This is a genomic window from Streptomyces sp. NPDC028298 (assembly GCF_055565895.1).
This window is the reverse complement of sequence record NZ_JBVHTL010000005.1, coordinates 90,494-112,256: the sequence shown is the minus strand read 5'-3', so window position 1 is coordinate 112,256 and position 21,763 is coordinate 90,494. Positions and strand designations below refer to the sequence as shown.

Below are 21,763 nucleotides of genomic sequence, written 5' to 3'. Positions count from 1 at the left end.
CCCTCGGGTCCGTGACTCCACCGGTCGTCGTGGTGAAGACGAGGCCGGCCGGCTGGCCCGGTGTCGGCTTCCACTTCGCCCCGCGACCTTGCGCTTTCGGGACTTCCCCGACCCCGGCTCCAGGGACAGGAAGGCGAGTCGGGGGGAAGGGGGGAAGTCGAAGCAGTCGAGCAGGTGGGCGTGTGCGTCCCACGGCGCTGCGACGTAGGCGGCATCGTGCGGGAAGACGTTGAAGCGTTGGTGGACGGCTTCCACCTCATTGAGCAGAACGGTGCCCGCGACCAGGCGGCCCGGATACGGTCGGGATCGGTCGTGGCGCGTTGCTCCCACTTCCGGTGGCCGTTCGCGCATGGGTCCGTTCGGGTGCATGTCCGCTCGCCGTGCAGTGCCGGGAGCTTGGTGCCCGGGCGGAGGGGGAAGGCGTGCCAGCCGCGTTCTGCGGCCGTCAGGGCTGCGGCGAGTAAGGACTCTCGCCGACTGTCGGTCAGTTGCGTCATGCTGGAGGTCTCCAGTTCCGTGGATGGATGCTGGGTGGCGGGGCGGTCCGAGGCTTTGGCGAGACGCGGGCCACCCTGTTTGTCGCTGAGTCGGGGAGGGGCGGATGGGGTGTCGGCGGATCTGATCAGTGCTCGGTTGCACGACCGGATCCGGCGTGACTTCCCGGATGCCGAGGATGCGCGGGGAGTGCTTGGGGCCCTGCGGGTACTGGGGGCCGAACTCGAAGACTCACGCCAGGACTTGGAGCGGCTATTGGCCGCGGCCGTGGTGTTGGCGGCGGGAGATGTCGACCGCTTTCGGTCGGCAGTCCGCCTCGCTCGTGCGGACTGGCGCGATCTACTCATGGCGGGTGGTCTGGGACACGAGGACTGGCCGCGTGTGCTCGATGAGGAACTGGGGCGTGGGTAGCCGCGGATTATCCGTGAAAGAGATTGCGCTTGATCACGGGTTTGCGGATGTCGACCGTGGTCCCGCCCTTGGGGCCGGATGCGGAGAAGATCTGGACGGCGATCCAGCCGCCGAAGATGACGGCGGCGAGGGTGATCAGTTGGGTGATGAGCGCGGTGAGTGCGTTGATGAACGTCGTCAGGACCAGCAGTCCGCCGCACAAGGCAGCAAATAGGAACACGTCCCCGCGTCCGAGTAGTTGGTCCTGTTCGATTGACGGGGTGGCGGCGGACTGCGGGCAGGTGTGGACGTAGCGTGCGGAGACTGTAAAGATCACGCGGGCGTCTGCCCTGGATGCGGCACTCGGAGAGGACCCATGGCCATCTGCCTCGCAGCACTCTTTGCCCTGTGGGCCCTGGTGGCCGCCGTTGGCGGCATCGCAGCGATCGCTTTTGGCTGGGTGCTTCCCAACATCCGGTCGGGTGTGAAGTACAAGCGCGCCTACGGCGTGGGAGCGCTGGTGTCCGCCGTCGGCATGTCCTTGATGACAGCGGGCGAGATGGCGTCCAGCGATCTGATGCATTCGGCGGTACGAAGAGTCGGCGTCCTATGCCTGGCTCTCAGCATCGGGCTGATCCGGGCGAGCAAGCGTCCTGCGGGCGCAGACCTGGGAGCCTTGGGTTAGCGGCGTGGGCAGGATCGTGCTGGAAAGCGTGGTGGGCGGCTGTATCTTGTCCGTGCTGGGTGCACTGGGGTGGATGCTGCTCGCTCAGGCGCCGACCTGGAGCGCGGCAGGGAAAGCCTTCACCATGGAGTTCGTCCTCCTCGCAGTCATAGGGACGGCCCGAGGCTTGTTGCTCTCCCGAATCGGGCAGCGGGGCCTCAACGACCGTTGTTAGGGAGCGTTGCTCTCGTCCCGGTCAGCCGTGGAAGTGGCTGCGCTTGATCACGGCCTTCGCTCTTCCAGTATTCCGCCGGGCAGGTGCTTGGCGTCAACACCTGATGGGGGCGACATCTGATGACTCGTGTTCGAGCCTTCACTTCAGGTATTGGGGTTGCGCCTAGGACACGTTCTTATGGGAACATGTCTCGGGTCCCCCTTGGGCTTCACGTGGGTCTCCTACTTGAGAGGCTACTCGCCGCTACCTTCTTCGTTGGATTCGCGCCGGGCAGTAATCTCAGGGCTTTCGTCTATTGGAAGTAGCCGCTTAGCCATATCGTCAGCATCGGGTCTCAGGCCAAGCTGTGTCATTGCGGCAGTAGTCTTCAGCTGATCCTTGAGTTTTGGATTCTCGATGCGTTCAATCAGTGCGGTTGCTTTGTCGAATCGATCGTCTTCATCAATTTTCGTGGCGATTTCTCCGGCCTCCTGGGTAACCTGAGCCTCCTTCAGTCGGGCTTGACGGTGCAGCACGCCGCCTGCCGTCGTGATTAGGGCTCCCGATAGGCCCGTAACCCACTTGACCCCTAGGCCGCCATCGCGGAAAGCAACCAATGCTCCGCTGGAGAGAATAATGATTCCGCCAAGGATCATGAAAACGACGCTTACCCAGAACATGACCGTGGAATGCGTAAGCAGGCGATTTAGATAGTTGAAGTGGAAAGCTTGCCGTTGTGCCGGAAGGGTCAATTTCTGCTCATTGGGAGCGGCTTCACTTGGCTTGGTGTCGCCGACAGCAATGCTATTGGTGTGAATTACGGCGTTGTCGCCCAGGACTGTAATTCCGGAATTTGAGCTTCTGGCTTCTTCCCAGAGATTGCGGAGGTAGTCCACTCTGTAGAATTTTTCAAGAATCCTGACGGATGTTAGTGACGGAGTTGTGTGCCCATTTTCGGCCCTTTGGAGCATGTTAGGGCTGATGGTAGTAATTGCTGATAGGTCAGCTATGGAGAGCCCGCGTTCGCGGCGCAGTCGCCTCAGCTCCGTATTGAGCGACGGAGGCAAGTCGCTCGAATCTGAAGTGGTCACCATCGGTCTCCCCTGTGCTAGTCAGACGTGCCTGATGCCTGCATCCTCGTCGTCTGCTGCTTCTGCTGGAGCCGTAGATCGCTGTAGCCCTAGCCGGTCGGATGGCGCGACCCCCTGGGTCGAACCTGGCAGTTGGGGGCTCCTCCCTGACATCAACAGCTGACATCAACGAGAGCGCACACCGGAGCACGACCGCACACACACTTGTTATGAGGAAGCCAGGAAACCTCAGCAGGCTAGCGGTTCGTGATGGTGGTTCACACGCCTACGGATCAGAAGGTTGCAGGTTCGAATCCTGCCGAGTGCACACAGGCAAGAGGCCCCCGGAAATGATCCGGGGGCCTCTTGCGTTGACGCGCCGGGCGCGCAGGTCTGTGTCCGGGTGTCTCTTGACCTCAATGCCGACCGAAGCCGCACTGCGCCGGTCCGCTTCGGCCCCAGGGCGCTGGGCGCACGGCGAACAGCCGTCTGGCCGTCAGGTCGGTTGTGGTCGCGCTTTGCCCGTTCGTTTGGCGAGCAGCCCCGCCAGCAACAGGACGATCAGGCTGCATCCCACGCCGCACAACGTCCAGAGCAACCGGTAGCCCTCGGCGGCATAGTCGGAGGGCTGCGGAAGGTCCACCAGGATGAGCGCGCCCGCGGCGATGGCCGCACTGTAGAAGCTGTAGTTCCAGAAGCGGATCCCCGCCCCGTGCATCAGCAGGACGAGCGCAACCACTTCAAGGCCGCGCTCGACCGCAAAGAGTCTGAGTCCGTGTTCGCCGGCGGGCACCAGGAGCAGCAATCCGGCTACGACCGCGCCGATCAACGTTCCGACGAGACGTTGCGCGCTGACGAGCGCGGCTTGTTCCAGGCTCGGCTTCATCGCGACCATGGCCGCGATCGGGATCCAGGAGCCGTGCGTCAGATCCAGTCCGAACGCCAGCGCCACGGTGCCGGCGATGACCACGGCGCGGATCACCGCGAACAGGATCAGCGGCGGGGTCAGCTTCCTCCGTGAGTTGTCGCCCGGGAGCTCCGAGAAGGGCTGGTTCTGATCCGTACGTCCCCGGATCAGCCACCACAGGAACGTCACCGCGATCCACAGCGCCGCGCCTCCGCTCCAGGCGAGCACCTGGGCCCAGATGTGGCTGGTGACGTGGACCGCTTTGTGGACGCCGAACTCGTATCCGATGGCGACGACGAACCAGACGTTGAGCAGCATGGCGTTGATGAATCGGTGGACCCCGAGGGCGACGGCCAGCCCGGCTGCCAGTGTGACCACGAAAGCCGCGAGCACCATCCAGCCCCAGGCGTCCGCCCCGATCTCGAACGCCAGCGCGGTCACCCCGGCACCCACCAGTGCGAAGACGGCGACGGAGAGAGCTCGGTGCCCGTAGCTCCCTCCCGGGTCACTCAGCGCCGCGAACAGCAGACCGAACACCGCGCTGAGCAGGTACACCTCGTGGCCGATCGCCCAGAAGACGAACAGCGGCACCAGCCCGGCATCCAGGAAGGCCACCGCTCGCGGCCAGTTCAGCCCTGCGGGATGGAACTCGAACACCTTCGACAGCCACCTCTTGGCCTTCCCCCTGCCAACGGGCTGTACTGCTCGTCCGCTCTCGCTCGCCACGGCCGCCCTCTCTCGTCTTGGCCATCAGGCACGCCGCTGAGGTGTCGAATTATCCGATTGGCTGAGGTTCATCACGAAAAGACTCACCGCGAAACCGTGGACACTTGCCCCTTTTTCACCCTTTCCGGCAAGGGCGTCAAAGGGTGAGCGGCAACCGGCCCCACCACTTGGCGTCTCTCAGGGTGAGGCGCGACCTGTCCGGCCGTCTGCGATCGACCTCTGTGGAGCCATGGAGCAGCCTTCGAGGCCGGAAGGAAAAGGACTCGGTACTCAGTGCCGCGGGGACTCCGTGATCCAGCGGCCGGGTGAATCGGCGTACCGGTAGAGCGGGAGGCCCGTGATGCCGGAGGTGCGGAACGGGCGGCCGTGGTCGTCGATCCGGATCGTTCCGGTGCTGCCCTGCGAGGACCAGTCGAGTTCGAGGTACCAGTCGCACGCGCAGTGCTCGGTCCCCGCTTTGACGAGCAGGACCTCGGGGTCGTCCACGGAGACGCGGTACGGGAGGTTCCGCGCCGGCAGGGTCTCGTTACCCTCGCTGCCGGCCACGGCCCGGGGGACGGGGGTGTGCGCGTCGAGATTCACCGCGAAGGACCTGGGCTCGGTGTTCCCGCCGCAGCCCAGGGACGTGTCGTACACGAAGGCTCCGGCGCCGGGGGGCGCGGTACGGCGCACGACCCGGACGTGCAGGGACTCCAGGACGACGGCGGCCGGGCTGCGCCCCTGCACCGACACCCGCACGATCGTCTCCCCGCCGTGCACCGCGTCCTGGGCGTTGGCCCAGACCTCGGCGTCCTCGGCGGGCGGGGGCGGCGGGACCTGGCCCGGCGGTTTGGAGATGACGTAGTCGTGGCCGCAGTCCCCTTCCCACACGTGGGAGTTCACGGTCCAGGTGAAGGGGAGGGCTCGGGCGGACGGCCCGGCCGAGGCCCCGCCGGTCGACGCCGCCGGACCGCTGCGGGGGGTGGCTCCGCCGCCGGGAGAACCGTGCGTCGGGAACCCCGGGAACACGGAGAACGCCGCGAACCCGGCGGCGGTCAGCAGGAACACGCCGCCCAGGACGGCCGACACGACGGCCGGCCGCCGCCGGTACCAGGGCGGCGAGGACGGCTCGCCCGGGTTCGGGGTTCCGGGTGCCATGTCCGGTGCGGTTGGCGCCTTCGGCCGGCCCGGCCCTGACCCGTCCGGGCTTGACCCGTCCGGGCTTGACCCGTCCGGGCTTGACCCGTCCGGGCCTGACCCGTCCGGGCCTGACCCGTCCGGCCGAGACCCGCCCGACCCTGGTCCGTCCTGATCTTCCGGCGTGTGTTGCGGAGCTGCCGTGTCCGGCGCGGGCGCGGTGACGGGGCCAGAGCTTGGCGTTCGAGGTGCGGAGGGTCCCGGTGGCGCTTGGGGCGCCGACGGTGCCTGGGGCGCCGACGGTGCCTGGGCTTCGGGCGCGGGCCGCCGCTCCGGAGCCCCGCCGGGCCCCGCCGAGCCGTTCCCGCCGGGCCCCGCCGAGCCGTTCCCGCCGGGCCCTGACGGACCGTTTCCGCCGAGCCCCGACGAGCCGGCTTCCGCGTCTCCGGGCACGCCGCCCTTCGGGCCTCCGTTCACGCTTCCGTTCGCGCCGCCCTCCGAACCGCCTTCAGGGACGCTCGGTTCGCCCGCGGACGTCGGACGGGGGCGGGCCGCGGCCGGGCGGGAGCGCCTTCGTTCCGCGACCGCCAGGATCCACAGGCGGTGCAACTCCACGCGCTCCTGCGGCGAGGCTCCGCACAGCGCGGCGAACCGCTCCACCACGCCGAAGTCCAGCGGCACCGCCTCGCCCGCGCAATAGCGGTGCAGCGTGGAGGCGTTCATGTCCAGGCGCCGGGCCAGGGCCGCGTAGCTGCGATCCGTACGGGTCTTGAGGCGCGCCAGCAGCTCCGCGAACCTCGTCACGTCGTCGTCGGCCGCGGCCATGGCCCGTGCCCACCTCCGCTCGTATCGGTCCGTCCCGTCCCGGAACGGCATCCCAGGGGACCCATCTCTCTGCACGTCAACCGCCCTGGGATGGTTCCACCGTTGCGGATCCGGCGGGGGTCGTTGCCGCGGCTTCCCAGGGCCGCCGATGCTCTTGGCGTCGCCACCAGCGGTACGGCCCGACCGGCCGGCCTGTTCAGGGGAGCGGCATCCAGACCACGCACTCGTCCACGGGAACCCATGGCCGGACGCACCCTCGACGGGGCGCCGGCGGTCCCCGCGACGACGTGCACCGAACCGGAACGAGGGACACACCATGCACGGCAACACCACCGGACGCCGGAGCCTGCGCCGTATCGCCGCCATCACCGCCGGCCTCGCGCTGGGCCTGGGGCTCGGCGTCTCGGCTCACGCCTCCCAGGCCGACGCGCCGCACCGCACCGCGCAGGCGGCCGCCGCCACCCCGCGGACGGTGAGCGGCAAGACCGGTGACGCCCTGACCGGCATCGCCGACTTCTACGGCGCCTACATCGACGCCCAGAACGGTTCCGACCCCGCCACCAAGCTGATGGGCGACCTGCGCGCCCACTACCTGGACCCCGCGTTCAGCAAGCGACTGGCGGCCTGGGAGCGCACGAACCACGCGGACGGCGTCCTGCGCGCCCAGAGCATCCCGGCCCGCTGGACGGTGACCGAGAAGAGCAAGGGCGACTCCACCGAGGCCCTCGTCACCCTGAACTGGAGCCAGGGAGGCGGCACGGTCAAGCTCTCGGTCGTCATGACCCCCAACCACCGCATCGTCGCCATCAGCCCCGTCAAGTAGCCGGCGGCCGCCTCCGGCCTGTGCGTCGCGTGAGCGTTCCCGCAGGCCGGGGCCGATGTCAGTGGGGACCTCTACTGTCGTGGTGTGCGGCAGGAGTGGGTGTGTTCGGGGGTGCGGTGGTCGGGGGACGGGGCCGTGCTGGTCTGGGGCGGGGGACGGACCAGTCCGCTGGTCCGGGGGCGCCGGATCGCGTTCGGTGTCGTGGACGGGGGTGTGCGGACATGTGTGGGGGCTCGGGGGAACGCGTGTCCCGTGCGGGCCGTCGTCTCGCCGCGCGGCACGGGCGCCCGGTGCGAGGAGTGCGCGCGCCTGGACCGCGCGCACTCCGTCGCCGCCGACACGCTGGCCGACGACCCCCGGCCGTACCGCGTGTATCTCGCGTGGTTCGGGCCCGGCCTGGTCAAGGTGGGGATCACCCGGGTCGAGCGGGGTTCCGTCCGGCTCCTGGAACAGGGTGCCGTCACCTTCACCTGGCTGGGGCAGGGGCCGTTGATGGCGGCGCGCCGGACCGAGGAACTGCTGCGGGCCGCGCTCGGGGTGCCGGACCGGATCCCGTACGCGGGCAAGCGGGCGGTGCGTGCGGTGCTGCCCGGGGCCGAGGAGCGTGTCGCCGAGATCCGGGAACTGCATGCGCGGGCCGGGGAGCTCGACGGCTGGCCCGAGTCGGTCGCGCGCGCCCCCTTCGAGCCCGTGGACCACACGGACCTGTTCGGGCTCGCCGGGCTGGCTCCCGCGCAGGCGGTCGTGCGTGAACTGGCCGCGGGCGGCTCCGTCGCCGGCGAGCTGCGCGCCGCCGTCGGTCCCGATCTGCACCTCCTCACCGGGCGGGGTGTCGTCGTGCTCGACACCCGGCTGATGACGGGGTGGGTCCTGACCGGCACCGGCACCGGCACCGGCACCGGGGCCGGGGCCGCGGACGTCGACCAGGGCTTCGGAGTCACCTTTCCCGTACGGGAGTCGCCCGCGCCGGACACCGGCGTTCAGGACGGGCTGTTCTGAAGGGCGGGAAGAGAGGGAGAGGGGGGAGAGGGGCGGTCGAGGACGTGCGGACGGCCGGCGGGCGGGAAGGTCAAGACTTCGATCCCTTTCGGATCCCGTTCGGAAAGGCGCTGGACGACGGGGCGCGCCCGGAACGAGAGTGGCGGACATGAGCGATCACTCTCCCGCGCCTGTCGCGGCCTTCGAGCCTCCCTATTACGCCGCCGTGTTCACCTCCGTGAGGACGGAGGGCGACGGCGGGTACGGGGAGACCGCCGAGCGCATGGACGAGCTGGTCAAGGAGATCCCGGGCTTCCTCGGGATGGACTACGCGCGGACACCGGGCGGACTGGCCATCACCGTCGGGTACTTCCGGGATGAGGACGCCATCAAGGAGTGGAGTGCGCACGCCGAGCACCGGGCGGCGCAGCGGCGCGGCCGTGCCGAGTGGTACGAGCGCTACACCCTGCACATCGCCAAGGTCGAGCGGAGCCACGGGTTCGAGCGTGCCGACGGCTGACCGGGAGGGCGCGGCGGGCGAGAAGACCGAGGAGACCGAGGACGTGGACGTGCGGGACGAGGCGCGGGACGTGCGCGGCTTCTGGCAGGGGCTCGGGCTGCCCGGACTCGTCGACGTCCACACGCACTTCATGCCCGAGCGGGTGTTGCGCAAGGTGTGGGACTACTTCGACGGGCTCGGTGAACTGACCGGCGGCATCGAGTGGCCGATCGCCTACCGCGCGGACGAGGACGAACGGCTGGCGCTGATCCGGGAGTTCGGCGCACGCGCTTTCACCGCGATGCTCTACCCGCACAAGACCGGCATGGCCGAGTGGCTCAACTCCTGGGCCGTCGACTTCGCCCGCCGGACACCGGACTGTCTGCACACCTCGACCCTCTTCCCCGAGCCGGGCGTCGAGCGGTACGTACGCGAGGCGGTGGAGGCGGGCGCGCGCGTCTTCAAGGCGCACGTCCAGGTGGGGGCGTACGACCCGGCGGACGAGCTTCTCGACCCGGCCTGGGGGCTGCTCGCCGAAGCGGGGATCCCCGTGGTGATCCACTGTGGTTCGGGGCCCTCGCCGGGCAAGTACACCGGCCCGGCACCGGCCGCGGCCGTCCTTCGCCGGCATCCCCGGCTGCGGTTCGTCTTCGCGCACATGGGGATGCCCGAGTACGAGGACTTCCTCGGCCTCGCCGAGCGGTACGACGAGGTGCGGCTCGACACGACCATGGCGTTCACCGACTTCAGCGAGCGGCTCGCGCCCTACCCGCCCGGACTCCTGCCCCGCCTCGCGGACCTCGGGGACCGGGTACTCCTCGGGACGGACTTCCCGAACATCCCGTACCCCTACGTCCACCAGTTGCACGCGCTGCGACGGCTCGGTCTGGGGGACGACTGGCTGCGGGCGGTCTGCTACGAGAACGGCGCCCGCCTCTTCGGTCTGCGCGACGCCTGAGGGCCTCGGCCCGCGCCGGCGGAAAGCGGTACCCAGCAGTTCCCTGAGAGGCACCTGTGTGTTTCTCAGGGAAATCACAGGTTGGCGAAAGGATGCTCTCAGCGGGGCCCAGCAAGGTGTTCGGCATGACCACGACCTCGCCCCAGGGGCGCACCGAACTGCTGAGGCCGGACGGGAGCCCCGTCCGAGTCCTGGTGGTGGACGACGAGCTGTCGATCACCGAGCTGCTGTCCATGGCCCTTCGCTACGAAGGCTGGCAGATCCGCAGCGCGGGAGACGGGACGGGCGCGGTGCAGACCGCGCGCGAGTTCCGGCCCGACGCCGTGGTGCTCGACATGATGCTGCCCGACATGGACGGCCTGACGGTGCTCGGCCGGCTCCGCCGTGAGCAGCCCGACGTGCCGGTGCTGTTCCTGACCGCGAAGGACGCGGTCGAGGACCGTATCGCCGGCCTCACCGCCGGCGGCGACGACTACGTCACCAAACCGTTCAGCCTGGAGGAGGTCGTGGCCCGGCTGCGCGGTCTGATCCGGCGTTCCGGCGCCGCCGACCGGCGGTCCGAGTCCGTGCTCGTCGTCGGGGACCTCACCCTGGACGAGGACAGCCACGAGGTGTCGCGCGGCGGGGCGAACATCCACCTCACCGCGACCGAGTTCGAGCTGCTGCGCTTCCTGATGCGCAACCCGCGCCGGGTGCTGAGCAAGGCCCAGATACTCGACCGCGTGTGGTCGTACGACTTCGGCGGCCAGGCCAACGTGGTCGAGCTCTACATCTCGTATCTGCGCCGGAAGATCGACGCCGGGCGGGAGCCGATGATCCACACCCGGCGTGGGGCCGGATATCTGATCAAGCCCGCGACGTCATGAGCGGACGACGGCGGCCGCGGGCACAGAAGAGGCGGGGACGACAACCGCGCACCCTTCGGACGCGGCTCGTCGTCGGGTCCGTCGCGCTGATCGCCGTCGTGTGCGCGGTGATCGGCACCGTGACCACGATCGCACTGCGCACCCACCTGTACGAGCAGCTCGACAACAACGTCGCCGAGGCGGCGATGCGCGCCGCGGGCCCGGTGGGCGGCCCCACGGGCGGCCCCTCCGGCGGCGGGACCGTGCACCCTCCGGACGACGACGTGATCGCCAAGGATCCCCTCGGGTTCGTGCTCCGGGGCCAGGCCATGGGCGCCATCGGCGCCACCGTGACGAACGGCAAGGTCACCGAGGGCATAGTCAGCGTGGGGAAGAAGGACTCCAACGGGGTCAAGCAGCCCACGCCGCTCAAGCTCGGGACGAGCCAGCTCACCGCCCTCTCCTCCGTCGCGAAGGACGGACACGCCCACACGGTGGAGATCCCCGGCCGGGGCGAGTACCGCGTGCTGTACCAGGAGGGCCGCAACGGCGCCTTCTACGTGGCGCTCCCGACCGACGACGTCACCAACACCCTCACCACGCTCATCTACGTCGAGATCAGCGTCACCGGCGCCGGTCTCGCCGCGGCCTCCCTCGCGGGCGCGGCCATCGTGACCCTCGCCCTGCGCCCCCTGCGCAAGGTCGCCGCCACCGCCACCCGGGTCTCCGAACTGCCCCTGCACACCGGCGAGGTCACCCTCTACGAGCGGGTGCCGGAGTCCGAGGCCGATCCGCACACCGAGGTCGGACAGGTCGGGGCGGCGCTCAACCGCATGCTCGACCACATCCACGGCGCGCTGCACGCACGCCAGCAGAGCGAGATGCGCGTACGCCAGTTCGTCGCCGACGCCAGTCACGAGCTGCGCACCCCGCTGGCCTCCATCCGCGGGTACGCCGAGCTGACCAGACGCGGCCGCGAGGAGACCGGGCCCGACACCCGGCACGCGCTCGGACGGATCGAGTCCGAGGCCGGCCGGATGACCCTGCTCGTGGAGGACCTGCTGCTGCTCGCCCGCCTCGACGCCGGGCGGCCGCTGCAGTACGAGCAGACCGACCTCGTCCCCCTGGTGATCGATGCCGTGAGCGATGCCCGGGCGGCCGGGCGCAGCCACAACTGGCGGCTCGAACTGCCCGAGGAGCCCGCGCTGGTGGCGGCGGACGCCGCACGCCTCCAGCAGGTCATGGTCAACCTCTTCGCCAACGCCCGCACCCACACCCCACCGGGGACGACCGTCACCGCGCGGGTGCACCGGCACGGGCCGTGGCTGTGCGTGGACGTCCAGGACGACGGCCCCGGCATTCCGCCCGATCTCCTGCCACGCGTCTTCGAGCGGTTCGCGCGAGGCGACTCCTCGCGCTCGCGCGCCTCCGGATCGACCGGTCTCGGGCTCGCCATCGTGCAGGCCGTCGCCGCCGCGCACGGGGGCGCGGTGACCGTGGACAGCGCCCCCGGACGGACCGTGTTCACCCTGCATCTGCCCGCAGTCGCCCTCGAAACCTCCTGGCAACAGCACTCACAGGCGCAGCACAGCACCGGCACATGGGTGCGACAGGGGGCTTGACGAAGGTCGTTCCATGCGAACCGAACCTTCTCCCGGCAACCTGCCGGCGCGGGAGCACCTCCCGGCCGCAGACGCGGGAACGCCAGTCCTGGACGTCGTGATCCCCGTCTACAACGAGGAGAAGGACCTCCAGCCATGCGTCCTCAGACTGCACGACCACCTCAGGCGCACGTTCCCGTACACGTTCCGCATCACGGTGGCGGACAACGCGTCCACGGACAGCACCCCGGTCGTGGCGGCCCACCTGGCGGCCCGGATCCCCGAGGTCAGGTCCTTCCGGCTGGAGCAGAAGGGCCGCGGCCGGGCGCTGCGGACCGTGTGGTCGGCGTCCGACGCGCCGGTCCTCGCGTACATGGACGTGGACCTGTCCACCGACCTGAACGCCCTGCTCCCGCTGGTCGCCCCGCTGATCTCCGGGCACTCGGACCTCGCGATCGGCTCGCGGCTGTCCCGCTCCTCGCGTGTGGTGCGCGGAGCCAAGAGGGAGTTCATCAGCCGCGCCTACAACCTGATCCTGCGCGGCTCGCTCCAGGCCCGCTTCTCCGACGCGCAGTGCGGCTTCAAGGCGATCCGCCGTGACGTCGCCCAGGTGCTGCTGCCGCTCATCGAGGACACCGGCTGGTTCTTCGACACCGAGATGCTGGTCCTGGCCGAGCGGGCCGGGCTGCGCATCCACGAGGTGCCGGTCGACTGGGTCGACGACCCGGACTCGACCGTCCACATAGTGAAGACCGCGACGGACGACCTGAAGGGCGTGTGGCGGGTGGGCCGCGCCCTCGCCACCGGCTCGCTCTCGCTCGACCGGCTCACCCGGCCCTTCGGGGACGACCCGCGCGACCGCGAACTGACCGACGTCCCCAAGGGACTGGCCCGCCAGCTCGTCGGCTTCTGCGTCGTGGGCGGCCTGTCCACCCTCTTCTACCTGCTGCTCTACAGCGTCTTCCGCTCCTTCTCCGGGGCGCAGATCGCCAACGCCCTCGCGCTGCTCGTGTCGGCGGTCGCCAACACGGCGGCCAACCGGCGGCTCACGTTCGGCGTGCGCGGCCGGGGCGGTGCCGTCCGGCACCAGGCGCAGGGACTGGTCGTCTTCGGCATCGGGCTCGCCCTGACCAGCGGATCTCTCGCCGCGCTCAATTCCGCGACCAGCGATCCCGGGCACTCCACCGAACTGGCGGTGCTCATCGCCGCCAACCTCGCGGCGACCGTGCTGCGCTTCCTGCTCTTCCGCGCCTGGGTCTTCCCCGACCGGCAGGGCGGGACGCCGTCCCCGTCCCCCGTGGTGGCCTCGCGCCGGCCGGCCCCGCAGTACAGCGCGCCGGGTCTTCGGCAGGACGTGTTCGCCCATCCCCCGCTGCCGCAGCGCCCGACGGCACCCTCCTCCCCCCACGACACCGACACGTTCCGCGCCGACGACGCCGCGGAGCACTCCTGGCGGGATTCGACCATGCAGTTGCAGGCGGTGCGCCCGCACGACCACGATCCGAGGAAGGCGCGATGACGACACAGCCCGACACGAGCGCTGGGACCAGCGCCGGTACCGGCGTCGGTACGAGCATCGAGACGAACGCCGGTGTCAGCGCCGGTACGGGCGGCTCCGGGCACGCCTGGGGGCCGGCGACGCCGACGGCCGCTCCCGAGTCCGGTGAGCCCCGGCAGCCCTTCTTCCGGCGGGTCTGGAGAGGCCGGCCCGAGGATCCCCGCTGGGCGCGCCCCGCCTTCCTCGGACTGCTGCTCGCCACCACGGTGCTCTACCTCTACGGCCTGAGTGCCTCCGGGTACGCCAACTCCTTCTACTCCGCGGCCGTGCAGGCCGGCAGCCAGAGCTGGAAGGCCTTCTTCTTCGGCTCGCTCGACTCGGCCAACGCCATCACCGTCGACAAGCCCCCGGCCTCCCTGTGGCCGATGGCCCTGTCGGTACGGATCTTCGGCCTCAGCTCCTGGGCGATCCTCGTCCCCGAGGTGCTGATGGGCGTCGCCACGGTCGGCGTCCTGTACGCGGCCGTGCGCCGTCGGTTCAGTGCCGCGGCGGGCCTGATCGCGGGCGCCGTGCTCGCGCTCACCCCGGTCGCCGCGCTGATGTTCCGGTTCAACAACCCGGACGCGATGCTCGCGCTGCTCATGACCGTCACGGTCTACTGCGTGATCCGCGCCCTGGAGGACGGCCGTACGAAGTGGCTCCTGTGGGCGGGTGCCGCGGTCGGCCTCGCCTTCCTCACCAAGACGCTCCAGGCGTTCCTGATCCTGCCGCCGCTGGCCGTGCTCTACGCGGTCTGCGCGCCGGTGCCGGTCCGCAAACGGTTCGCTCAACTGGGCCTCTCGGCCGCCGCGATGGTCGTCGCCGGCGGCTGGTGGGTCGCGATCGTCGAACTGTGGCCCGCGTCCTCCCGCCCGTACATCGGCGGCTCGCAGAACAACTCCTTCCTGGAGCTGACCTTCGGCTACAACGGGCTCGGCCGCATCAACGGCGACGAGACCGGCAGCGTCGGCGGCGGTGGCGGGGGCGGCGGCACCGGGATGTGGGGGGAGACCGGCTGGAACCGGATGTTCAACTCCGAGATCGGCAGCCAGATCTCCTGGCTGCTCCCGGCGGCCCTGATCCTGCTGGTGGGCGGCCTCGTCCTGACCCGCGGGGCGAAGCGGACCGACGCGACCCGGGCCTCGTTCCTCGCCTGGGGCGGCGCGCTGCTCATGACCGCGCTGGTCTTCAGCTACATGGCCGGCATCTTCCACCAGTACTACACGGTGGCCCTGGCCCCCTACATCGCCGCCGTGGTCGGCATGGGCGCGACCGCGCTGTGGGCGGAACGGGGCAAGGTGTGGGCGGCGCTCACCCTCGCCGGCTCGGTCACCGCGACCGCGGCCTGGGGCTACGTCCTTCTCAACCGCACCCCCGACTACCTGCCGTGGCTCAAGTGGCTGGTCCTCGTCGGCGGTCTGACCGCCGCGCTCGGACTGATCTTCGTTGCCCGGCTGGGCAGGCGGCTCGCCCTCGCGGCGGCCGGACTGGGCTTCGTCGCGGCGGTCGCCGGCCCGACGGCGTACACGCTCTCCACGGTGGACACCGGGCACACCGGATCCATCGTGACGGCCGGGCCGTCCGGTGCGAGCATGATGGGCGGGCGGGGTGGCTTCCCCGGTGGCGGTGGTGGCACCCGCGGTGGCTTCCCCGGCGGCCAGAACCAGAACGGCAACGGCGGTGTGCCGAACGGGCAGCAGGGCATGCCCGGCGGCGGCACGGGTCAGCCTCCGACCGGCGGTACCGGCGGCCTCCCCGGCCAGAACCAGCAGGGGCCCGGCGGGACCCAGGGCGGGAACCAGCAGGGCGGCATGCCCGGCGGCGCGGGCGCGGGCGAGGGCGGTATGGCCGGTGGTGGCGGTGCCGGAGGACTGCTGAACGGCGCGAGTGTCGGCTCCGAGGCCAAGGCGCTGCTGTCGAAGAACGCCGGGGACTACACCTGGGCGGCGGCCGCGATCGGTTCCCAGAACTCCGCGAGCTACCAACTGGCCACCGGCAAGCCGGTGATGGCGATCGGCGGCTTCAACGGCACCGATCCGTCGCCGACCCTGGCCCAGTTCAAGAAGTACGTGACCGACGGCAGGATCCACTACTTCATCTCGGGCGGTGGCATGGGCGGCGGTATGGGCGGGGGCGGCAACTCCGGTACCGCCTCCACCTCTTCGCAGATCAGCTCGTGGGTCACGGCCAACTTCAAGAAGGTGACGGTGGGTTCGGCCACCTTCTACGACCTGACGCAGCCGACGAGTTCCGGCTGACCGGTTCCGCGAGGTCGGTTCTTCGGTGAACGGGCGGTGTTCCGGGGCGGGTTCGCTCCGGGGCACCGCCCGTTCGGGGTCGTCCTGCGATGGCTGTTCCCGTGGCTGTTTCCGGAGGTGGGCCGGACGTGTCCGGGCGGGGCGCGCTTAGCATCGTCGAGGAGGGTGACCGGGGAGTCCGGCCCGGTCCGTGGTCGGTTCCGAGGAAGGGGCGCCATGGTGGGGTCAGCGGACAGGGCGAAGCGGCCGGCCGGGCTCGACCGGGAGCGGGTCACCTCGGCCGCGGTGCGGTTGCTGGACGCGGAGGGGCCGGCCGGGTTCTCCATGCGGCGGCTGGCGGCCGAGCTGGACGTCACCGCGATGTCCGTGTACTGGTACGTCGACACCAAGGACGAGCTGCTGGTGCTCGCGCTCGACGCCGTGTTCGGTGAAGTGGAGCTGCCGCGAACCGGGTCGGAGGCGGGCTGGCGGGATCGGCTTCGGGGACTGGCGACCGGGTACCGGGCGATGCTGGTGCGCCACCCCTGGGTGCCGGCGCTGTTGGGGAACCAGGTGGAGGCCGGGCCGTGTTCGGGGGCGTTCGCGGCGTGTGTGCGACGGGTGGTCGCGGACGCCGGGATCCCGGCGTCCGGGCAGGTGGGGGCGGTGTCGGCGGTGTTCCGGTTCGTGTACGGGGCGCACTTCGCCGGTGCGGAGCCGGGGGAGCGGGATTCCGAGTTCGCGCTGGAGCTGCTGATCGCGGGCATCGAGGCGGTGGCGGCGCGGCCCGGCTGAGACCGCGGCCCGGCTGAGACCGGTGGGTGGGTCGGGGCCGCGCCGGTACATCAGCCCGTCGCCGTCGGGTGAGGAGTGACCGTCGGTGGCGACGGCCATCGATGTACCGCCACGTCCCCTCACGCCGGATCCCGGCTGCGGGTCCGCGTTCGCTGGGGTTCGGGCGTGAGTTTCAGCCCCTCCGGCGTTTGAGGAGCGGGGTCTGGGGCGGAGCCCCAGGTATGGGACGGGTAGGGGCGGAGGGGGCGAGGAAACGGGGTCCCGCCGGCCGGCCGGCCGGTCAGTCCTGGGGGGCCAGGTGGGGCGGGAAGCCACCGGTGGCGACCGGGCCCCAGTGGGTGGGGGTGATGCGGATGATCGACTTGGCCTGCTTGCGCATCGCCGCGCGATACTCGTCCCAGTCGGGATGCTCCCCGGCGATGTTCCGGTAGTACTCGACCAGCGGCTCGACGGAGTCGGGAGAGTCGATCACCTCGGCGGTGCCGTCGACCTGGACCCAGGGCCCGTTCCACTCGTCGCTCAGGACGATCAGCGCGACCCGCTCGTCCCGCTTGGCGTTACGCGTCTTGGCACGCTCGGGATACGTCGAGACGACGATGCGTCCGGCGTCGTCGACGCCACAGGTCAGCGGAGAGCCCTGCGGGCCGCCGCCGGCACGGCGGGTGAGCAGGATCGCCCGGTGGCGGGGGCGTACGAAGTCCAGCAACTCGTCGAGGGAGACAGAGGTGTTCGTCGCGATGTTGGGTGCCATGCGATCAGCGTAGGGCGCGGGCCCGGCGATCGCCCGCGGGCCGGGCCGGTGGGCGGCACCCGACCTCGGCGAAGCGGCTAAAGTGCTCTTCGTCCTGTGCTCGCAGTCGGGAATGTGCTGCGGAGCTCTCCTGCGCATGGCCGTTTGGCCCTGCATGCCGAAGAGGTTCGTGGTGGCTGCGTCTGAGTTTTCTGAATTGTCCCGTTCTGATACGGATTTCGAGCTGGCCGAGGGCCTCACGGCCGCGGCCCAGCAGTTGCACGAGACATCGAGCGCCCACGCCACCCTGCGCACCGCCGTCCGGCTGGCCGTGCGCATCCTGCCCGGCGTCGAGTACGCCGGCATCTCCGTCATCGAGCCCAAGGCCCACCGGCAGACGCTGGCCTGGACGGACGAGGTCGTCCGCTCCGCCGACGCCATGAACGCGGGCCGTGAGCATCCCCCGTACTGGAACCGGCTGTGGACGGCTCCGGTGGCCCGCATCGAGGACAGCGCCGCCCCGGACGGAGACGGGGACCGCGCGCTCTCGGATCTCGGCCTGCGGTCGGTGCTGTCGCTGCGGCTGCGTGCCGACCGGCGCCGGCTGACCGTCCTGACCGCCTACGCGCGGGCGCCGCGCGCCTTCGACGAGTCGGCCACCCGGATAGGGCGGCTGTTCACCGCGCACGTCGGCATCGCGCTGGACTCGGCGACCCTGCGCGAGCAGCTCACCGAGGCGATGCGCACCCGGGATCTCATCGGGCAGGCCACGGGCATCCTCATGGAGCGGCTCGACATCGACGCGTCCGAGGCCTTCGACAGCCTCGTGCGCACCTCCCAGCGGGAGAACGTCAAGCTCCGTGACCTGGCCCGACGGATCGTCGACGCCAGCGAGGGCGAGTGAGGCGGGGTCAGACCGCCGGCAGCGACTCGCCCTGCACGGCCTGGATGTCGAGCTCCACCTTCAGGGTCGTTCCGATGGCGGAGATGCCCGCCTGGACGATCTGGTTGTAGTGCAGGGCGAAGTCCTCGCGGTGGAGCTCGGCGGTCGCCCGGAACGCGGCGCGGGTGCCGCCCCAGGGGTCGGCGCCGGTGCCGAGGTAGGCGAGGTCGAGGTCGACGGGACGTACGACACCGTGCAGGGTGAGCTCGCCGTGCACGGTCCAGCGGTCGGAGCCGGCCGGTGTGAGGCCCGTCGAACGGTAGGTGATCAGCGGGTACTTCTCGGCGTCGAGGAAGTCCGCCGACCTCAGGTGCCCGTCGCGCATGCCGTTGCCGGTGTCGATGGAGGCGGCCGTGATCGTCGCCTCGACCCGGGAGGCGGTCACGTCGCCGGGGGCGATCTCGACGCGGCCCGCGAAGTCCGTGAAGCGGCCGTGCACGCTGGAGATGCCCAGGTGCTGGGCCACCGCGCCCACGGAGGAGTGCGCCGGGTCGATGGTCCACGGTCCCGGCGGGGGCAGCTCGGTGCCGCCCCGGCGGGCCAGTGTCACCTGGCCGACCTCGGCCCGGCCGGCCGCCGTGACGATGGCCCCGGACGCGGCGGGCGCGTACCCGAGCGCGGTCACGATCACGGTGTAGGCGCCCGGCGCGAGGCTCGTGGTGTCGCGTACGGACCCGTCGGTGTCCGCCTCGGCCCGCAGCACCTGCGCCCCGGTCGAGTCGGTCACCGTGACGACCGCGTGCGACACGGCCCATCCGTCCCGTGTGCGGATCTTCGCGGTCAAGCCCATGGCAGTAACTCCTTGCGGTGTACCAATGAAAACCGGCCCGTGGGGGGCGCACCTCCGCTCAGAGTGCGCGCATCCCCACGGGCCGGGGCTCGGACTACTCGCCGGGGTGGGCGAGCTCGATGTCGTGGTCGTCCGCTCCACGGCCGCCGACGGTCAGCGCGGTCGCCACCGGCGGGTAGCCCGCCGCGATGACGGTGTACTCGCCGCCGTCCAGATCGGTGAAGGCGTACGCCCCGTCGCCGCCGGTCCTGGCCGTGCCGACGACGTTCCCGGCCGCGTCCACCAGCGTCACGCGGGCGTCCGACAGGGGGCCGTGCGGGGCCCGTACGACACCCTGGACCTGGGCGCCCGCGTCGAGGTCGACCTCGACCCGGGTGACCCCGGTGCCGCCGACCTCGACGGGCAGCGCCCGCGGCCGGTGGCCCGCGGCGTTCACCGCGACCGTCACGACGCCGGGCACCAGCTCGGCGAAGGCGAACTCGCCCTGCTCACCGGTGGTTCCGGTGGCCAGCACGTCCCCGCGCACGTCGGTCACGACGACCATCGCGTCCTTGACCGGGGAGGCGCCGTCGGAGGCCCGGACGACACCGCTCAGCCCGCTCGTGCCGCTCAGCAGGATGTCGTACGCGAGCGGCTCGTCGTGCACGACGATCGTCGAGGCCTGCGGCTGGAAGCCGTCGGCGGAGGCGATCAGGACGTACGAGCCCACACCGGGCGCGTCGAGGGCGTAGGAGCCGTCGGCCTGCGCGACCGAGCGGCCGAGCTGGCGTCCCGCCGGCGAGATCAGCGTGACCGCGGCCTGCGGGACGGGCGCGCTCTCGGCGCCGCGGACCTGGCCGTGCACCCGGATGCCGCCGGACGCGGGCCGGGGGTCGCCCTCCCGCGTGGCGGTGGCGACGGCGGCGAGCCGCTGGGCCCCCTCGGGCGCCGTCTCGGAGACGGTCTCGGTGGTGCCGACGGCCGGGGCGAGGGCGGCGGTGGCCGCGGCCTCGACCGCCTCGGCGACGGGTGCCTCGGTGACCGGCTCGCCGGACTTCTCCGCGGCGGCCTGGGCCATCGCGCCGGACGTCCGCAGCGGGACCTCCTTGATGAACAGCACGATGAGGAAGGCGATCAGCGCCATGCCGGAGGCGATCAGGAAGACGTCCGCGATGCCGTGGCCGTAGGCGCTCTCCATCACGTTGCGCAGCGGAGCGGGCAGCTTGTCCATGTCCGGGATGGTGGAGCTGGAGTCCGAACCGGACCCGAGGGCCGCGTACTTGGGGCCGAGATCGGTCAGCCCGTCCTTCACGTAGTCGGTGATCCGGGTGGCCATGACCGCGCCGAGCGCGGAGACGCCGATCGCACCGCCGAGGGACCGGAAGAACGTCACCGTGGAGCTCGCCGCGCCCAGGTCCGAGGGCGCCACCTGGTTCTGCGTGGAGAGCACCAGGTTCTGCATCATCATGCCGATGCCGAGGCCGAGCAGCGCCATGAAGATCGCGATGTGCCAGTAGGCCGTGTCGTAGCGGATGGTGCCGAGCAGGCCGAGGCCCGCCGTCACCAGGAAGCCGCCGGAGACGAGCCAGTACTTCCACCGGCCGGTCTTGGTGATGACCTGGCCGGAGACCGTGGACGAGATGAACAGGCCGCCGATCATCGGGATCGTCATGACACCCGACATCGTCGGGGACTTGTCCCGGGCGAGCTGGAAGTACTGGCTGAAGAAGACGGTGCCGGTGAACATCGCGACACCGACGAACAGCGACGCGAGGGAGGAGAGGGTGATCGTGCGGTTGCGGAACAGCCGCAGCGGGATGATCGGCTCGCTCGCCCGGGACTCGACCAGCACGAACAGCAGTCCGAGGACGATCGCGCCGCCGACCATGGCGTACGTCTGCCACGAGATCCAGTCGTACTTGTCACCCGCGAAGGTGACCCAGAGCAGCAGCAGCGAGACGGCGGCGGAGATGAAGAACGCGCCGCCCCAGTCGACCTTCACGTCCCGCTTCACGACGGGCAGGTGCAGGGTCTTCTGCAGCACGATCAGCGCGATGACCGCGAACGGCACACCGACGTAGAAGCACCAGCGCCAGCCGAGCCAGCTCGTGTCGGTGATGACACCGCCGAGCAGCGGACCGCCCACGGTTGCGACGGCGAACGTCGCGCCCAGGTAGCCGGAGTAGCGCCCGCGCTCACGCGGGGAGATCATCGCGGCCATCACGATCTGCGCCAGGGCGGACAGACCGCCGACGCCGATGCCCTGCACGACACGGCAGGCGATCAGCATGCCGGCGTTCTGCGAGAGTCCGGCCGCGGCCGAGCCCAGCACGTAGATGATGAGCGCTATCTGGACGAGCGCCTTCTTGCTGTACAGGTCGGACAGCTTGCCCCACAGGGGCGTGGCCGCGGTCATGGAGAGCAGCGCGGCGGTGACGACCCAGGTGTACGCGGACTGGCCGCCGCCCAGGTCGCCGATGATCTCGGGGAGCGCGTTGGAGACGATCGTCGACGACAGGATCGCGACGAACATGCCGAGCAGCAGCCCGGAGAGCGCCTCCATGATCTGCCGGTGCGTCATCGGAGCGCCGTCGGCGCCTCCGTGCTTGGCGTGAGAGCCCCGCACACCGGCTGGTGTGGT

Annotated in this window: 17 protein-coding genes and 5 pseudogenes; 11 read left to right on the top strand and 11 right to left on the bottom strand. The window is 70.6% G+C overall.

Annotated features, from left to right (window positions below; translation table 11 throughout):
- Window positions 1-84 precede the first annotated feature (84 nt).
- The 3 pseudogenes from ACZ4TO_RS23190 to ACZ4TO_RS23180 all read right to left on the bottom strand — a co-directional run.
- Window positions 85-285, bottom strand: a pseudogene (locus tag ACZ4TO_RS23190) (DUF3631 domain-containing protein); the annotation flags it as partial.
- A pseudogene (locus tag ACZ4TO_RS23185) lies at window positions 267-497 on the bottom strand (bifunctional DNA primase/polymerase); the annotation flags it as partial. The pseudogenes ACZ4TO_RS23185 and ACZ4TO_RS23190, both read right to left, overlap by 19 nt.
- A gap of 416 nt (window positions 498-913) precedes the next feature.
- Window positions 914-1,117, bottom strand: a pseudogene (locus tag ACZ4TO_RS23180) (hypothetical protein); the annotation flags it as partial.
- 144 nt (window positions 1,118-1,261) lie between these two features.
- Between ACZ4TO_RS23180 and ACZ4TO_RS23175 the strand changes: the two are divergent.
- Complete coding sequence (locus tag ACZ4TO_RS23175) at window positions 1,262-1,570, top strand: hypothetical protein (RefSeq protein ID WP_468025100.1); 309 nt, start codon at window positions 1,262-1,264, stop codon at window positions 1,568-1,570.
- Between the two features lie 447 nt (window positions 1,571-2,017).
- Here the strand turns inward: ACZ4TO_RS23175 and ACZ4TO_RS23170 are convergent, their stop codons facing one another.
- From ACZ4TO_RS23170 to ACZ4TO_RS23150, 5 genes and pseudogenes are all read right to left on the bottom strand, one after another.
- Window positions 2,018-2,659 (bottom strand): TRADD-N-associated membrane domain-containing protein, encoded by a 642-nt coding sequence (locus ACZ4TO_RS23170; RefSeq protein WP_468025307.1) that lies wholly within the window; start codon window positions 2,657-2,659, stop codon window positions 2,018-2,020.
- A 6-nt stretch (window positions 2,660-2,665) separates the two neighbouring features.
- Window positions 2,666-2,857 (bottom strand): annotated as a pseudogene (locus tag ACZ4TO_RS23165) (helix-turn-helix domain-containing protein); the annotation flags it as partial.
- A gap of 472 nt (window positions 2,858-3,329) precedes the next feature.
- Entirely contained in the window at window positions 3,330-4,397 is a 1,068-nt protein-coding gene (locus tag ACZ4TO_RS23160; RefSeq protein ID WP_468025099.1) for an FUSC family protein, read from the bottom strand.
- A gap of 339 nt (window positions 4,398-4,736) precedes the next feature.
- Entirely contained in the window at window positions 4,737-5,603 is an 867-nt protein-coding gene (locus ACZ4TO_RS23155; RefSeq protein ID WP_468025321.1) for a hypothetical protein, read from the bottom strand.
- Window positions 5,604-6,248: 645 nt separating this feature from the next.
- Window positions 6,249-6,407, bottom strand: a pseudogene (locus ACZ4TO_RS23150) (helix-turn-helix domain-containing protein); the annotation flags it as partial.
- Window positions 6,408-6,723: 316 nt separating this feature from the next.
- Between ACZ4TO_RS23150 and ACZ4TO_RS23145 the strand changes: the two are divergent.
- The 9 genes from ACZ4TO_RS23145 to ACZ4TO_RS23105 all read left to right on the top strand — a co-directional run bounded on the left by ACZ4TO_RS23145 (window position 6,724) and on the right by ACZ4TO_RS23105 (window position 16,680).
- Complete coding sequence (locus ACZ4TO_RS23145; protein WP_382782992.1) at window positions 6,724-7,230, top strand: hypothetical protein; 507 nt, start codon at window positions 6,724-6,726, stop codon at window positions 7,228-7,230.
- A gap of 84 nt (window positions 7,231-7,314) precedes the next feature.
- Entirely contained in the window at window positions 7,315-8,229 is a 915-nt protein-coding gene (locus tag ACZ4TO_RS23140) for a DUF2797 domain-containing protein (protein ID WP_468025098.1), read from the top strand.
- 148 nt (window positions 8,230-8,377) lie between these two features.
- On the top strand, window positions 8,378-8,728 hold the full coding sequence (locus ACZ4TO_RS23135; RefSeq protein ID WP_468025097.1) for an antibiotic biosynthesis monooxygenase family protein: 351 nt from the start codon (window positions 8,378-8,380) through the stop codon (window positions 8,726-8,728).
- A 43-nt stretch (window positions 8,729-8,771) separates the two neighbouring features.
- Window positions 8,772-9,665 carry an amidohydrolase family protein gene (locus tag ACZ4TO_RS23130; RefSeq protein ID WP_468025306.1) on the top strand — a complete coding sequence of 298 codons (894 nt, stop codon included), beginning with the start codon at window positions 8,772-8,774 and terminating at the stop codon, window positions 9,663-9,665.
- Window positions 9,666-9,790: 125 nt separating this feature from the next.
- Entirely contained in the window at window positions 9,791-10,531 is a 741-nt protein-coding gene (locus ACZ4TO_RS23125; RefSeq protein ID WP_382782984.1) for a response regulator transcription factor, read from the top strand.
- Window positions 10,528-12,132 (top strand): sensor histidine kinase, encoded by a 1,605-nt coding sequence (locus ACZ4TO_RS23120; RefSeq protein WP_382782981.1) that lies wholly within the window; start codon window positions 10,528-10,530, stop codon window positions 12,130-12,132. The genes ACZ4TO_RS23125 and ACZ4TO_RS23120 overlap by 4 nt, the downstream gene beginning before the upstream one ends.
- A 13-nt stretch (window positions 12,133-12,145) precedes the next feature.
- Complete coding sequence (locus ACZ4TO_RS23115; protein WP_468025096.1) at window positions 12,146-13,630, top strand: bifunctional glycosyltransferase family 2/GtrA family protein; 1,485 nt, start codon at window positions 12,146-12,148, stop codon at window positions 13,628-13,630.
- Window positions 13,627-15,906: an ArnT family glycosyltransferase gene (locus ACZ4TO_RS23110; RefSeq protein ID WP_468025095.1), complete on the top strand. Its 2,280-nt coding sequence runs from the start codon at window positions 13,627-13,629 to the stop codon at window positions 15,904-15,906. Before ACZ4TO_RS23115 ends, ACZ4TO_RS23110 begins: the two co-directional genes overlap by 4 nt.
- A 216-nt stretch (window positions 15,907-16,122) precedes the next feature.
- Window positions 16,123-16,680: a TetR/AcrR family transcriptional regulator gene (locus ACZ4TO_RS23105; protein WP_468025094.1), complete on the top strand. Its 558-nt coding sequence runs from the start codon at window positions 16,123-16,125 to the stop codon at window positions 16,678-16,680.
- Between the two features lie 280 nt (window positions 16,681-16,960).
- Here the strand turns inward: ACZ4TO_RS23105 and ACZ4TO_RS23100 are convergent, their stop codons facing one another.
- On the bottom strand, window positions 16,961-17,431 hold the full coding sequence (locus tag ACZ4TO_RS23100) for a PPOX class F420-dependent oxidoreductase (RefSeq protein WP_382782969.1): 471 nt from the start codon (window positions 17,429-17,431) through the stop codon (window positions 16,961-16,963).
- A 154-nt stretch (window positions 17,432-17,585) separates the two neighbouring features.
- Here ACZ4TO_RS23100 and ACZ4TO_RS23095 point away from each other — a divergent pair, with 154 nt between their 5' ends.
- A complete protein-coding gene (locus tag ACZ4TO_RS23095) occupies window positions 17,586-18,314 on the top strand; it encodes an ANTAR domain-containing protein (protein ID WP_382784227.1) in 729 nt (242 codons plus the stop codon).
- A gap of 7 nt (window positions 18,315-18,321) precedes the next feature.
- Here the strand turns inward: ACZ4TO_RS23095 and ACZ4TO_RS23090 are convergent, their stop codons facing one another.
- On the bottom strand, window positions 18,322-19,143 hold the full coding sequence (locus ACZ4TO_RS23090; RefSeq protein WP_468025093.1) for a YceI family protein: 822 nt from the start codon (window positions 19,141-19,143) through the stop codon (window positions 18,322-18,324).
- A 94-nt stretch (window positions 19,144-19,237) separates the two neighbouring features.
- Window positions 19,238-21,703 (bottom strand): MFS transporter, encoded by a 2,466-nt coding sequence (locus ACZ4TO_RS23085; protein WP_468025305.1) that lies wholly within the window; start codon window positions 21,701-21,703, stop codon window positions 19,238-19,240.
- Window positions 21,704-21,763: the final 60 nt, after the last annotated feature.